Below are 13,599 nucleotides of genomic sequence, written 5' to 3' on the forward strand. Positions count from 1 at the left end.
TGAACCCATGCCGACGCTCCTCACGCCGCTCGGTAAGACGCTGGAGCTCGGTCTCGGGACCGAGGCGACCTTTGGCGTCAAGCCCGCCGGCCCGCTCGTCTCGACGCCCGTCTATACGAGCCAGCTCGACAGCCAGAAGCCGATGGAGAACGACCCCATCCTCGGCGGCGGCCAGAACAACTCGCGCGACGCGACGCCTCCCGCGCCCGGCCTCGTCACGGCCGGCGGTCAGATCGTGGCGCCGCTCGACGTCAACCACATCGGCCACTGGCTGCACCTGTTCTTCGGCGCCGCGGCCGCGAGCGGCTCGGGCGTTGTGACCCATGTGTTCACGAGCGGCAAGGCGCAGCTCCCGTCCAAGACGATCCAGCAGAAGCTCGCCGGTCGCCTGCTCCAGACCTACGGCGTCGTCGGCCGCACCATGCGCTTCGAGCTCGGCCAGGCTGCGGGCTTCCGGCGCGTCACCATGGATCTCGGCGCGAAGGACGACATGCCCTTCACGGGCGGCGACATCGCGACGAACGAGATCACGCGCGCCGCCGCGCTCGCCGACGCCAGGGTGCCGGCGACCCGCGGCGAGCTGCTGGTCGGCGGCGTCGTCGTGGCGACGCTTCTGAGCTTCGACGGCACCTACGACACGGCGCTCGCCGAGGAGCGCTACGTCGACAACACGGACACGATCTCGGGCTACGCCCCGGGCGACCAGGAGGCGTCCTGGCGCGGCTCCATGACGTTGCGCTGGAACGACGCGACCTATGACACGCTCGCCCGCGGCGAGACCGACCAGGCCATGACGGTGCGCTACGTCCGCGGCGCGAACCAGTCTCTCAGCCTCTCCGGCCTGATGCGTCTCGAACGCGCCGGCCTGCCGATCAGCGGGCCGGGCAAGCTCCAGCAGCAGGTCACTTTCCGCGGCATGCAGGGCCCGTCCGCGCCCATGCTCACCGCGACCCTCGTGAATGCGATCGCGAGCTACGCCTGATGCTGCGGCTCGTCGAATCCGGCTCGAAGGCGCCGGCGAGGATCGGGCTCGACGGCGGCGCCTGGGTCGAGGTCCGGATCGCGGACCTCGCCGACTACCATGCGGCGATGGCCGAGGCCGCCGAGATCTCGCGCTCGATCGAGGATGGCGGCTTCGCGCTCGCGGCGCTCGGCCTCGCGCTTCCCGACGAAATTGGCGGACCGCTGTCGCAGGCCGCGATCCGCGAATGGGCCTTCAATCTCGCCATCGGCGCGCGCTGCGTCGTCGCCTGGGGCGGGATCGGCGACGAGGACGGCATGGAAATCGCCGAGCCGAGCGCCGACATGGTCAAGCTCCTGATGGCGGACCCGATCGTCGCGACCAGGATCGTCGCGGCGGCGCTGCGGCGCGTCCATGAGGTCCATGACGAGGGGGAAGGATCGGCCGGCTCGCGGACTGGCGCGCGCGAGACGGCCTCGCTTACTGCCGCGCTTGCAGAGAAGAGGGCGAGGCCTGCGCGCTCACCGGCCGATCGGCCGACGGGCAGCGATGTCCCGAGCGAGAGCACGCGCCCGTGACGGTCGAGGGCCGCCGCGCCGCCGAAATCCTCGCGACGCCCGGCATGTGGCGACGCGCCGGCGCGGCCGGCCGCCTCGTCGGTCTCGATTACGGCTCGGCGCTCCTGGCCTCGCCGCGCTGCGACGCCGACGCGCTCGTCCATTGCCTCGAGCGCGGCGAGGCTGTGGTGCTGAAGATCGCGGGCGAGACCGCGGAGGCGAAAGCGAATGGCTGAGCGTTCGGGAGGCTCCGTCGTCATCCGCCTCGCGGTCCGCGACGGCGAGGTCGTGCGCCGCGCGCTGCAGGACATCGGCACGGACGGCCAACGGGCGCTGAAGGCGCTCGACGACGCCTCGCGCGCGCCGACCCGCGGGGCGCTCGCGCTCTCCGAGGCGGTCAACGAGGCGAAATCGTCGATCGAGGGCCTAGCGACGTCGAGCGGATCGCTTGGTCCTGCGCTCACCTTCCTGCGAAACCTCGGTCCGGCGGGCCTCGCCGCGGGCGTCGCGGTCGCGGCGGGCGCCGCCGCCGTGGTCGCCGGCGTCGGAAAGGCCAAGCAGGCGCTCGATAGCTTCGGCGCGACGGTCGACGCCGCGAACTCCATCGGCCTGTCGACCGACATCTATCAGGGGATCGCGGCTTCGGCCCTTCTCGCCGGCGTCAACGCCGAGGAGGCGACCGGCGCTCCAGAAGTTCTCGTCGCCTCGGGACAGGCGGCCGCGGGGCAGGGCGACCTCTACGACAAGCTCTCCCAGTACAATTCGGAGGCCGCGGAGGCGATCCGCAACGCCACCACGCAGGAAGAGCGGGTCCGGATCCTCGCCAAGGCGCTGTCCGAGGCCGCCAACGCCGAGGAGCGCAACGCGATCGCGGTCGCGGCGTTCGGACGGAGCGGCGTGGCGCTCGGCCGGGCCTTCGCGGAGGCCGGCGGCAATGTCGATCGTATGGTGGCGAGCGCCCGCGAGCTCGGGCTCATCGTTCCGCGCGAGGTTCTGGCGCGCGCCGAGGAGCTTGGCGATCGTCTCGACGTCGCAAGCCAGATCATAGACACGCAGCTCAAGCAGGCCGCGCTCGATCTCGCGCCCCTGATGGCCGATCTCGCCGAAAAGGCCGCGGACTTCGCCCGCTATCTCGCGCAGGGCTATGGCTTCATCCGCGACGGCACGCCGAACGTCCGCGCGCAGGCCGATGCGATGGCGAAGGGCGTGGATGACCCCGTCGCTCGCGCGGCGGAAGCGGTTGCGGCGACGTCCGCGCGCATTCGAGAGGCTGAAGCCGCCGGCAACGCCGACGTCGCTGCCACGCAGCGCAAGGTTCTGGCCGATCAGCAGGCCGAACTCGAACGACTGCAGGAGGCTCAGCGCGAGCGCAATCGCGCGATGGGCATGAACCGGGGCGGCGCGGACCCGGCGAGCGCGGAGGCGGGCTCGCAGGTCCCGTTCCCCCGGTCGGCCCCGACGCCGACCGAAGCGGAAGAGCAGCGAGGCGCCGCCGCCCGCGAGCGCCGGCTGAAGGAAGCCGAGCGGCTCGGGCGCGAGGCCGCCCAGGCGCGCGCCGAGCTCGGCGACGTCTCGGGACTGGTCGAGATCAAGAAGCGCGAGCTCGACGCGCTCGTCGAACGTGGGCTGCTGTCGAGCGAGGCAGCCGCGCAGGCGCTCGACAAGTACCGGCAGGCGCAGGAGAAGGCCGCTGCCGCCGACGGCGACCGGGAGGCGGCGCTGCGCAAGGCCGAACAGATCGAGCGCGAGGCCGCGCAGGTCCGCGCCGATCTCGGCGACGTCTCCGGCCTCGTCGCCATCAAGCAGAAGGAGCTGAACGAGCTCGTCGAGAAGGGCGCGATCAGCCAGGCGACCGCGACCGCGGCGCTCGTGAAGTACCGCGAGCAGGTCGAGCGGACGAACGAGTCGCGGGTCGCGAAGTCCTCGGCCTTTTCCGGCCTCGCGCGGCTGTCGGCCGAAGGGACCGACCTGCGCGGCATCTATGACGACGGCGCGACCGACCTGATCAAGGGCCTCACCGACGACCTGATGAAGCTCGACGAGGCCGGAGGCAGCGTCGGCTCGACGCTGAAGTCCATGGGCGCGACCATTGAGGAGATGGTCAAGCGCATGATCATGGCGCGCTTCGTGGCGAAGCCTCTGGCCGACGGCCTGACGCAGATCGGAGACCGTCTGTTCGGGCCGGCGCCGGGCTCCTCGCCCGCTCCCGCCGGCGCCGTGGCGCTGCGGGGCCCGGGCGGGATCGTCCGCGCGCCGCTCGCGCCTGTCGCCGGCGGCCCGGCGATCGGTTCGGGCGACTATGACGGCTTCGCCTCGCGCTTCATGGCGGACGCGCAGCGCGACTTCCCGGGCCTCACCCGGGCGGGGGCGGCGGGCTTCGCCGGCAATTTCGGGACCGAGACCGGCGGGCTTCGCTACGCGCAGGAGATCAGCCCGCGCGGCGGCCGCGGCGGTCTCGGCTGGGCGCAGTGGACCGGAGATCGCCGCGTCGCCTTCGAAAAGTGGATGGCCGAGAACGGCCACAAGGACGCAAGCTCCTACGACGCCAACTACGGCTTCTGGCGCCACGAGATGCGCAACACCGGCGAGGGCCGGGTGATGGGAAGCCTCGCGGGCGTCGAGGATCCGCGCGCCGCCGCCGACATCGTGCGGCGCGAATATGAGCGTCCCGGCGTGATCAACGCGGGCTCGCGCGCCGGTTACGCCGATCGCGCGTTTCAGGCGCCCAAGCTCGACGTCTCGCAGCTCGAGCAGAGCTTCAACGCGCTCACCACCACGACCAAGAGCGCCGCGGCCCAGATCCCGGCGATGACCCAAGGAGCGACCGCGGCCGGTCCCGCGCTCGGCGGCGTCGCCCAGCAGGCCGGCGGCCTCGGCGGCGTGTTCCAGTCGCTTCTGGGCGGGATCGGCAACGTCTTCACCGGCGGCGGCAACATGCTGAGCGGCCTGCTCGGCTTCAACCCCTTCGGCTTCGAGAGCGGCGGCTACACCGGCTCTGGCTCGCGCAAGGGGATCGCGGGCGTCGTCCACGGCCAGGAGTTCGTGAGCCACGCGGCGGCGACGCGGCGCTGGCGGCCGATGCTCGAGGCGATGAACCGGGGCGAGGAGCCCCGCGCCGCGGGCGGCGGCGAGGCCAGCGTCTCGGTCAACGTCGGCGCGCCGCCCGGAACCCGCGTCGAGGAGCGCCGCGACGGCCGCGGCGGCCGCAGCTTCGACGTGATCCTCGACGAGCGCAGCGCCGACGCGCTGTCGCGGCCCGGAAGCGCCACCTCGAAGGCGCTCCAGTCGAATTACGGCGCCCGGCCCATGATCAAGAAGCTCGGCTGATGGCGCTGCTGGAATGGCCAGCGGACCTGCCGCCGAAGGTGCGCGCGGACGGCTTCGAGCGCGTGATGCCGGACCTCATCAAGCCATCGCGCATGGCGGCCGGCGTCACGCTCACGCGTCCGATCGCGCTCGCTGGCGAGCAGACGATCTCCTGCATGATCCGCGGCGATCGCGGCCTGCTGGCGCGCTTCGACCGCTTCTTCCTCGTCGAGACAGGCAACGGCGCGCGGCCCTTCCTCATGCGCGACCAGCTCTATGACGGCGTCCCGCTGTTCGCGCCGATGGGCGGCGCCCTGACGACGCCGGACGACGAGCCGATCGCGATCTCGTTCTGGCGCCTCGTGCGCTTCACGCCGGCCAGCCGCCCCGCAACGGCCAAGCGTCCGGCGCGATGATGCGCGTGTTCTTCTCGATCGATCTGTTGCCCTGAGCCCCGATGCCGAAAAAGTTTCCCCTCGCCGCGACCCGCGAGCGTCTCGAGCAGCACTCCTCGGCGGTCGAGGTCGGGCTGCTGCGCATCCGGCCCGTCGACGGCTCGGACGAGATCCTGCTCTGCACGGGCTTCGCGGTGCGCTTGAGCGACGATCCGCTGCGCTACGGCTTCGTCTCGCGCGGCGAGACCTACGACTACCTGCCGATGAAGGTCGCGCTGCCGGGCTCCAGCCGCACGGCCCTGCCGGCGGCCGCGATCGAGATCGACAATAAGGGGCCGGAGGCCGTCGACGCCGTCCGGTCCTCGATCTGGCGCGCGAGCCTCGACATCCAGACCGTGCATGCGGCCCGGCCCAACGAAGTGGTGGACGACTATCCGGGCCTCGAGGTCGTGGACGCGGTCTGGAAGGACGACGAGGACCTGCTGTCGATCAAGGTCGGCTATCCCTCCCTCGAAAGCACGCCGCTCGTGCGTCATCGCCTCACGGTCCGCGTGAGCCCTGTCTCAGGAACATGGGCTGATGGCCGGCTGGGTGGCGGACTATCGCGGGCTTCCCTTCGAGGAGGACGGGTTCTCGCGCGAGGGTCTCTGCTGCCGCGGCCTCGTCTGGCTCGCCTATCGCGAGCTGCTCGGGATCGCGATCGAGGCGCATCGCGGCGTCGTCTCGGCGCTCGAACGCGCGGCGGCAGACCGGCTCTTTCGCGGGGAGATGGACGGCGGCCCCTTCATCACCGTCGAGCGCGAGCGCGAGCTCGACGTCGCCTGGTTTCACGAGATGCGCGAGCGCTCGGTGACGGCGACCCATGTGGGTCTCGTGATCCGCCCCGGCCTGATGCTGCATGCAAGCCGCGAGGCCGGGGTCGTGACGCCCGAGAACTATTCGCGCGGCCGTTGGGCCAAGCTTCTGATCGGCTTCCGCCGTCACGTCGAGGACCCGCGCCCGTGAAGCTCGACGACGGGATCCGGGCGAAGCGCGCCGACGTCCGCGTGCTGATGCGCGCGCTCGACGGCGCGAAGCGGACCGAAGGGGTCGAGATCCGCCCCGGCGCGAGCGTCGCCGAGGCGGTCGCGGCGCGCTCGCCGGACCTCACCGACGCCGAGCGCGCGGGTCTGCGCGTCGTGCTGCACGGGGCCGACGAGAGCCACGTCCTGGAGACCGACGACTGGGCGCGTCTGTCGCCGGCGGCGCGGCTGAAGCACTGGGCCAAGATCCGGCTTCGGCCGGGCGCCTTCCTCGTGATCGACGACGCGCCCCAGGGCGGCGGGCTGCGGTCGGTCCTGCAGATCGTGGTGGCGCTCGCGGCCTTCGCGATCGCGGGCCCGCTCGGCGGCTTCCTCGGCTTCGGCCAGCTCGGCGTAGGACTGCTCGGCGCGGGGCTCGCCTTCGCCGGCCAGTTCCTCGTGAACCTGTTGATCCCGCTCCGGACCGACAGCGAGAAGCCGTCCGTCTTCAACTCGCTCGAAGGCTTCAAGAACCAGAGCGACATCGGCGGCCCGGTGCCGCTTCCGGTCGGATTGCGGCACCGCTACGCCCCGAAATACGTGGTCCCGCCCTTCGTCGACGTGCAGGACGACGACGTCTATCTGACGGCCGCCTTCATGTGCGGATACTCGCCGCTCGCCGCCTGGGAGACCAAGATCGGCGACCGGCTGCTGTCGCGCTTCGACGCCCGCTTCTACCAGATCGAGCGCCGCGGCTTCTGCGCCATGAATTCGGAGGGCGTGGCGGTCTCCGAGCCCGATCACTCGCCCTTCACGCTGCTGCGCGAGACGGTGATCCAGAAGAGCCACCAGATCCGCCTCACCATGCGCGAGGAGGCGTTCAAGGAGGAGGGCGACGACGACGGGTCGGCGCCGCTCTCCGAGCCCACGATCCTCGAGCTCGAGCCGGACGCGACGAGCTTCAAGACGATCCTGAGCTTTCCGGGCGGACTGAGCCGCCGGAGCGGCAAGAAGAATAAACTCACGTCCCAGAACGTCGGGATCAAGGTGATGATCCGCCCGATCACGCCGACCGACGACGCCGAATGGGTGCTGGTCGAGGACTGGTACTACGAGCGCGAGCGCACCGCGCCGTTCTTCGTCGAACTGGGGCCCTACGACGTTCCCGGCGCCCGCGAACAGCTCTGGGAGGTGAGCTTCGTCCGGACCTATCCGGACGACTTCGACCTCGAGGACTCAAGCTCCGCGACCGAGCTCGTGGCGATCCAGTCGATCCTGCCGGAATACCCGATCAACCAGCCCGACGACGCGCCCTTCGCCATGGTGGCGCTGCGCGTCAAGGCCACGAACCAGCTTCGCGGGACGCTGGACGAGTTCAATGAGGAATACGCCTCGCTGATCGACGCTCTGGACCCCGCGACCGGCGCCTATCAGCCGCGCCGCGAGACCGGAAATCCGGCCGACATCTATCGCTGGCTCGCCACCATGACGCAGAACGCCAAGGCGATACCCGTCGATCGCCTGAGCGCCGCGGATCTCGCGGACTGGCACGCACACAATGTCGACCAGGACCTCATGTTCTCGCGGATCTACGACTATGTCGTCTCGGCCGACGCGGCCATGCGCGACGTCTGTGCGGTCGGCCGCGCCGCCCCGATCTTCTCTGCCGGCAAGCGCACGATCTCGATCGACCGCCGCAAGGACGCGCTGACGGCCTTTCCGCTGACGCCCTTCAATACCTGGGGCTATGAGGGCCAGCGCTCCTACAAGGAGAGCGACCTTCACGGCTGGCGCGTGAAGTTTCGGGACCGGACGAACGACTTCAAGTCGGCGATCCGCGAAGTGGTCCGGCCCGATCTCCCGTCCGGCGTCGAGCCGGTCAATTTCGAGGAGGTCGAGCCGCCCGGCGTCACCGATCCGGCGGCCGCCTATGTCTGGGGCTACAAGCTCTGGCTCGAGGCGATCCATCGGCCCGACGTGCATTATTCGAGCCTCAACTGGCAGAGCCGCCTGCTGGAGCACGGCGACCTCGCCGCGCTCTCGCATCGGTTGATCCACCGCGCCCAGCAGGCCGGATATGTCGAGAGCGTCGAGGGCCGCGTCGTGACGTTGAGGGCCCCCGTGGTGATGGAGGCCGGCAAGGCCTATGCGGCCAAGTTCCGCAAGGTCGTGGTGGCCGAGGACGGAACGTCGGGCATGACGGTCGTGCTGGTGCGGGCCGTTCGCTCGGCGCCGGGCGAGACGCGCACGCTCGTGCTCACCGGCGCGGGCGACGCGCCCGAGCCCGGCGACCTCGCCTGGTTTGGGGAAGCCTCGAACGAGGATCTCCTGCTGGTGGTGCAGGGCATGGAGCCGGGCGACGACGGCGACGGGCGACTGACGCTGCTCGACCAGGCCCCGCAGATCTTCGACATCCTCGACGCGCTCGTCGTGCCGCCCTGGTCGTCGCGCGTCGGCGTCATCCTGCCGGGCGACGATCGCCCGCCGCCGACGCCGCGCATGCTGCGCGCGCTCTCGGGCGAGAGCCTCTATGACGACGACGAGACCGTCGCCGATCCCCGCCGCGTCGCCGCCTATGTGGGCCACGGCTACGGGATCCCGAAGGCCGCGGAGTTTCGTTTGCGGCATCGGCTCGCTGCGGACTCGGTATGGACCGAAGGCCCGTGGTTTCCGGCGACGCGCGCGACGGGGCGGCTCGACGGCGTCTATCCGAAAGGCGCGAACATCCGCATCCAGGCGCGGGCGCGCAGCAAGGCGCTGGTCGAGAGCCCGGCCTGGAGCGCGAGCCTCTCCCATGTGGTCGGCCAGGCCGATCCGGTCGGGCCCGTGGCGAGCGACCTCCATGTCGCGCAGTTCGACAGCGGGATCGTGCGGTTCCGCTGGACGACGCTGTCGCCGTCGGACCGCGCGCAGCTCTTCGTCGGACCGGCGGACGCCGAGAGCCTGTCGGAGATGTCGCCGATCCATGACGGCTATCTCACCTCCTCGCCCTATGACGCTCCGGAGCCGCCGCCGCCGGGCTCCTATCTGCTCGCCGTGGTCCTGACCGACGAGGACGACGTCGTCGGAGAGCCTGCGACCCGGACCTTCGACGTCGCGGCCGAGGACCTGCCCGAGCATCCCGTGGAGCTCGCCGCCACGGTCACGGGCGCGACGGTGCGGTTTTCGGCGCGGGCCGCGAACGACGATCATACCTACCAGCTCGTCTTCCGCCGCGGGACGCCGGGCCAGAGCTTTGCGGCCGCGACCCCTCTCGGCGATCCGCTGCTCGCCTTCGGCGGCGACGTCCGAGAATATGTCGACGAGGGCCGCACGTCGGGCCAGAGCTACCGCTACTGGGCGGCCTCGAAAAACCGCCAGGGCGCGTTTTGCGAGACGCCGCAGAGCCTCGTGGTCGCGATCCCATGAGCGGGCCAGCCGACTACCGGGCCGAGGTCCAGAGCCTCCGCGCCCAGCTCGCGGGGCTCGCGGGCCTGCCCTCGCAATATGTGCAGATGGGCATGAGCCTGTCGGGCCAGTCGGCCCAGATCGCGGCGCTGCAGGAGGCCAACGCCGCGCTCTCCTCGAGCGTCGCGCAGCTCGTCTCGCCCGCGAGCTTCACGGTGAAACCCACGGCCCAGACGATCGGGGCCGTAACCTATCAGCCGCTCCCGGCCGCGAACGCCGCGACGGTCGGGAAATACGCCCGCGTGGTCGACCTGTTCTCCGGGCCGCTCGCGGCGGGGAGCGGATTGACCGACCTTCTGCTCTGCCAGGCCATGAACCTCAACGGCGTCGTGACCTATTACTGGCGACCGCTCCGCAAGGAGCTCTGCATGACCATGCCGGCGGCCGCCGACACGACGCTCAAGGCGCTCGAAAGCCCGTCGGAGATCGTGCTGACCGGCAACATCCTCGCGGGCGTCACGCGCCGGTTCACGCTCTCGACCGACCGCGTCTTCCCCGGGCACTCCTACCGGATCAAGACGCCGACGCTCGGTCTCGGCTCCTCGCTCCAGATCCTGTCGACGCTGAACGGCGTGGTCGGCTCTCTGCTGCAGTCGATCGGGCTGAGCGGGGCGGTCATGTCCTATTCCTACGACGTCTCGACCGAGAGCTACGTCGCCAACTGATCCCGCCCGAACCGTCGTCCCGAGCCCGCCCCTGAAAAGGCGGGCTTTTTGCTGGAGCGTCGCATGACCGTTAGGTCCGACACCCTCGATCTGCTGTCGAACTTCTCGCACCTGCTGGCGCATCAGTCGGTCGGCGGAAGGACGAGGCTCGGCCAGATCCCGAAGGACGTCTTCGTCACGATCCTGGCCGGGCTCGGCATCGGCGGCGGCTGGTACTCCTTCGCCAATTCGAGCGACCTGACGAGCGCCGAGGCGCTCGCTTTTCCGAACGGGACCGAGGTCCGGGTCTATGGCGGGACCAAGGGGATCTACCGGAAGAACGGCGCGCCGGGCGCAGGCTCCTACACCAAGATCGCCGATCTCCCGAACTACGACAGCCTGATCGACGTCCAGCTCGTGCTCGACGGCCTGACCAAGGCCAAGGTCATCCATCTGCGCACCGCGACCGCCGCGCAGAACGAAGAGGACGACACGGTCTACACCTTCACGTCCGATGAGCTTTCGGCAAACCCCGACCAATATGGCCGCTTCTACATCGGCGTCTTTCCCTCGACGAACCCGACCGGCTCGCCCCGGATCCAGATGGCGAACACGGCGGGGCTCATCGGGCCTGCGCGGACGATCCGCGTCGCCGACGACCGCAACCCGAAGCCGAACTCCATTCCGGTCGGGCCCGTGCTCTTCGCCGGCCGGCCGGGCAATTACGACCTGATCTCGGCCGGCGGCGCGCTTGGCTCCGGCTCGGTCGGCGACGTCGACGGGCTCGAAGAGCTGGTGCTCGCGCTCTCCGACTATTTCGCCTCAGGACAAGCTCGACGAGGTCGTCTCGCAGTTCGAGACGGCGATCGCCGACGTCGCCGACGTCGCCTCGCGGATGCGCGGAGCGGTCGTGGCGCGACGGCGCGTTCCATCCCGACCGTCCGGGCGAGGTCGGATGGCTCTCGACCTCGACCGCCGGCGACTTCGGCGCGGCGCTTGCGACGCTCGTTCCGGAAGCGTGGGTCGACGCGCTCCCGAACCACGGCGCCGTGGTCGTGCTCGACGGCGCGACGATCGTCTCGCCCGCGACATCGGTCGTCGGCCGCCGGCCCGACCGATTTCCGCTCAAGAGCGGCCAGTCCTATCGGCTCGACGCGACGCTCTTCCGGATCGACCAGGGCCAGAACCCGGGCGGCGACGTCGTGCGCGTCACGGTCCGCTTCTTCGACTACGAGCAGGTCTTCATCAGCGCCGCCAATGTCTTCAACCAGACCATGGCGACCGGCGAGGCGCAGGAACTCGTCCGCACGCTCGCCTGGTCCTCGGGCGGCGGCGCGACCGTGATCCCGGCCGGCGCGCTCTACGCCGACCTTGTGGTCGAAGCCTTCGGCACGACGCCCAAGACCGCCGTGGCGCGGATCGACCTCACCAAATCCGCCTGATCGGAGATCCGAACATGACCGACCTGACGCGCCGCGCGCTCAACGCGGGAGCGGCCGCGACGGCGCTCGCGCTCGCCATGCCGTCGCTTGCCTCCGCGCAGATCCCGGCGAAGCCCAACATCCTGTTCATCGTCGTCGACGACCTGAACGACTGGGCCTCGCCCTGGGGCGGCTATCCGCTCGTCACCGACGCGCGGACGCCCAACATCGCCTGGCTCGCCGCCCGCGGCTGCCGGTTCGACCGCGCCTACACCACGACGCCCTATTGCGCGACGAGCCGGACCTCGTTCCTCTACGGGCTCTATCCGACCACGACCGGCGTCTACACCAAGGGCGAGGACTGGCCGAAGGGCTCGCAGATCCAGAGCGGCCAGAAGAGCCTGCCCTGGCTGCTGCGGGACGCGGGCTATTACACGGCCGGGATCGGCAAGATCTTCCACACCGGCTGGCGCAACGACGACGGCGACGGCAAGCGCGCCGCCTCGCAATATCCGGGGGCCTGGGACTTCTTCGAGAATTGCGGCCGCGGCGCCTGCGTCGCGCCCAAGGAGCCGGGGGAGGGCGCGTTCGGGCCCGGCGAGGGCTACGGCCCGGCCAAGACCGCCAAGGAGCTGCGGCCCGACACGATCCGCGTCAATTACGCGATCGCGAACGTCATCAACGAGCCCCATGGCGGCAAGCCCTGGGCGCTGTTCATGGGGCTCCAGAAGCCGCATCTCAACTGGTATCCGCCGGCCGAGTTCCTCGCGCAGTTTCCGATCGAGGACATCGTCTATCCGCTCGGCGTGATGAGCGAGGACGCGCGCTGCGGCGTGACCTACGAGACCTCGAAAGACCTTCGGGACGAGCCCAAGGCCGGCTGGAAGATGAGCCAGCAGTTCAAGGACAGCCTGGGCTCGAAGGGCAAGCCCGGCTTCATGAACGATCCGGCCTGCAAGGCCTGGAAGGAGGCGATCCAGCACTATTGCGCCGAGATCGCCTATGCCGACTACAACATCGGCCTGCTGCGTCAGGCGCTCGAGGCGAGCGGGCAGCTCGACGACACCATCATCGTCATGCTGTCGGACCATGGCTGGCAGCTCGGCGAGAAGCTCGCCTGGCGCAAGTTCACGCTCTGGGAGCGCGCCACGCGCCTGCCGCTCGTGATCGCGGGGCCCGGCGTCACGGCGGGCGTCTGCAGGACGCCGGTCTCCGTGGTTGACCTCGTCCCGACGCTGATGGATCTCGCGACCGGCTCGGTCCCGGCCCGGGCCAAGATCGGGCGCTTCGCGCTCGACGGCGTGAGCCGCAAGGACTGGCTCGCAAGTCCGGAGACGCCGCGGCAGAACGCGGTCTGGTCCTGCTGGGGCCTCGGCCTCGACGAGGGCGGCCCGCTCACCGGCCGCGACTTCCTGAACTTCTCGGTGCGGTCGAACACGGCGCGCGGGATCTACTACGCCGACGGGTCGAGCGCGCTCTACCGCAAGGGCGGGCCCGACGACGACGAGTTCGAGTTCCACAACCTCGTGCCGCGCGGCGGCAAGGCGGCGCTCGCCGAGCTCGCGGCGCTGCGCGCCTCGGCCAGGATACCGGCTTCGGCGCGATGGGCTCCGCGCGCCGGCGGCGGCTCGGACGACGAGGACTGACGGCGATGGCCTATCGTCGCCACGGGGCTCCGACCCATCACCGCCGGCTCGACGAGGACTGGGTCGAGACCGATCTCATCGGCCCCGACGAGGACGGCGCGCCGGCCGACGTCGTCGGGCTCGACTTCACTGCGCGGCTCGTCTTCCTCCGCGCGATCGACGCCGCGAACGGTCGCTATGCGCCGGGCTAGACGGCGCTCGAGCTGACGAGCGAGGAGGGC

Annotated in this window: 13 protein-coding genes; 12 read left to right on the top strand and 1 reads right to left on the bottom strand. The window is 70.5% G+C overall.

Going from position 1 to position 13,599, the window contains the following annotated elements:
• Window positions 1–7 precede the first annotated feature (7 nt).
• The 5 genes from K6K41_RS25860 to K6K41_RS25880 are packed head-to-tail and all read left to right on the top strand — an operon-like array spanning window position 8 to window position 5,240.
• Complete coding sequence (locus K6K41_RS25860) at window positions 8–982, top strand: phage tail tube protein (protein ID WP_261402906.1); 975 nt, start codon at window positions 8–10, stop codon at window positions 980–982.
• Window positions 982–1,539: a hypothetical protein gene (locus K6K41_RS25865; protein ID WP_261402907.1), complete on the top strand. Its 558-nt coding sequence runs from the start codon at window positions 982–984 to the stop codon at window positions 1,537–1,539. Before K6K41_RS25860 ends, K6K41_RS25865 begins: the two co-directional genes overlap by 1 nt.
• Window positions 1,536–1,754, top strand: a complete 219-nt coding sequence (locus K6K41_RS25870) for a hypothetical protein (RefSeq protein ID WP_261402908.1) — start codon at window positions 1,536–1,538, stop codon at window positions 1,752–1,754. Before K6K41_RS25865 ends, K6K41_RS25870 begins: the two co-directional genes overlap by 4 nt.
• A complete protein-coding gene (locus K6K41_RS25875) occupies window positions 1,747–4,845 on the top strand; it encodes a phage tail tip lysozyme (protein WP_261402909.1) in 3,099 nt (1,032 codons plus the stop codon). The genes K6K41_RS25870 and K6K41_RS25875 overlap by 8 nt, the downstream gene beginning before the upstream one ends.
• Window positions 4,845–5,240, top strand: coding sequence for a hypothetical protein (locus tag K6K41_RS25880; RefSeq protein WP_261402910.1), 396 nt, complete (start codon window positions 4,845–4,847; stop codon window positions 5,238–5,240). Before K6K41_RS25875 ends, K6K41_RS25880 begins: the two co-directional genes overlap by 1 nt.
• A 232-nt stretch (window positions 5,241–5,472) precedes the next feature.
• Here K6K41_RS25880 and K6K41_RS25885 read toward each other — a convergent pair whose 3' ends face one another.
• On the bottom strand, window positions 5,473–5,607 hold the full coding sequence (locus K6K41_RS25885; protein WP_261402911.1) for a hypothetical protein: 135 nt from the start codon (window positions 5,605–5,607) through the stop codon (window positions 5,473–5,475).
• A gap of 191 nt (window positions 5,608–5,798) precedes the next feature.
• Between K6K41_RS25885 and K6K41_RS25890 the strand changes: the two genes are divergently transcribed.
• The 7 genes from K6K41_RS25890 (at window position 5,799) to K6K41_RS25920 (ending at window position 13,569) form a co-directional block, all read left to right on the top strand.
• On the top strand, window positions 5,799–6,224 hold the full coding sequence (locus K6K41_RS25890; protein WP_261402912.1) for an NlpC/P60 family protein: 426 nt from the start codon (window positions 5,799–5,801) through the stop codon (window positions 6,222–6,224).
• The gene (locus tag K6K41_RS25895) at window positions 6,221–9,628 is read left to right on the top strand and encodes a phage tail protein (RefSeq protein WP_261402913.1); all 3,408 of its coding nucleotides are present in this window, start codon (window positions 6,221–6,223) and stop codon (window positions 9,626–9,628) included. Before K6K41_RS25890 ends, K6K41_RS25895 begins: the two co-directional genes overlap by 4 nt.
• Window positions 9,625–10,332: a hypothetical protein gene (locus tag K6K41_RS25900; protein ID WP_261402914.1), complete on the top strand. Its 708-nt coding sequence runs from the start codon at window positions 9,625–9,627 to the stop codon at window positions 10,330–10,332. The genes K6K41_RS25895 and K6K41_RS25900 overlap by 4 nt, the downstream gene beginning before the upstream one ends.
• Before the next feature lie 63 nt (window positions 10,333–10,395).
• Window positions 10,396–11,655, top strand: a complete 1,260-nt coding sequence (locus K6K41_RS25905; protein ID WP_261402915.1) for a hypothetical protein — start codon at window positions 10,396–10,398, stop codon at window positions 11,653–11,655.
• A complete protein-coding gene (locus tag K6K41_RS25910; RefSeq protein ID WP_261402916.1) occupies window positions 11,586–11,753 on the top strand; it encodes a hypothetical protein in 168 nt (55 codons plus the stop codon). The genes K6K41_RS25905 and K6K41_RS25910 overlap by 70 nt, the downstream gene beginning before the upstream one ends.
• Window positions 11,754–11,767: 14 nt before the next feature.
• Window positions 11,768–13,378, top strand: a complete 1,611-nt coding sequence (locus K6K41_RS25915; protein ID WP_261402917.1) for a sulfatase-like hydrolase/transferase — start codon at window positions 11,768–11,770, stop codon at window positions 13,376–13,378.
• A 5-nt stretch (window positions 13,379–13,383) separates the two neighbouring features.
• Window positions 13,384–13,569 (top strand): hypothetical protein, encoded by a 186-nt coding sequence (locus K6K41_RS25920; protein ID WP_261402918.1) that lies wholly within the window; start codon window positions 13,384–13,386, stop codon window positions 13,567–13,569.
• Window positions 13,570–13,599 lie beyond the last annotated feature (30 nt).

The sequence above is a fragment of the Chenggangzhangella methanolivorans genome (assembly GCF_019797865.1).
GTDB lineage: Bacteria > Pseudomonadota > Alphaproteobacteria > Rhizobiales > Methylopilaceae > Methylopila > Methylopila methanolivorans.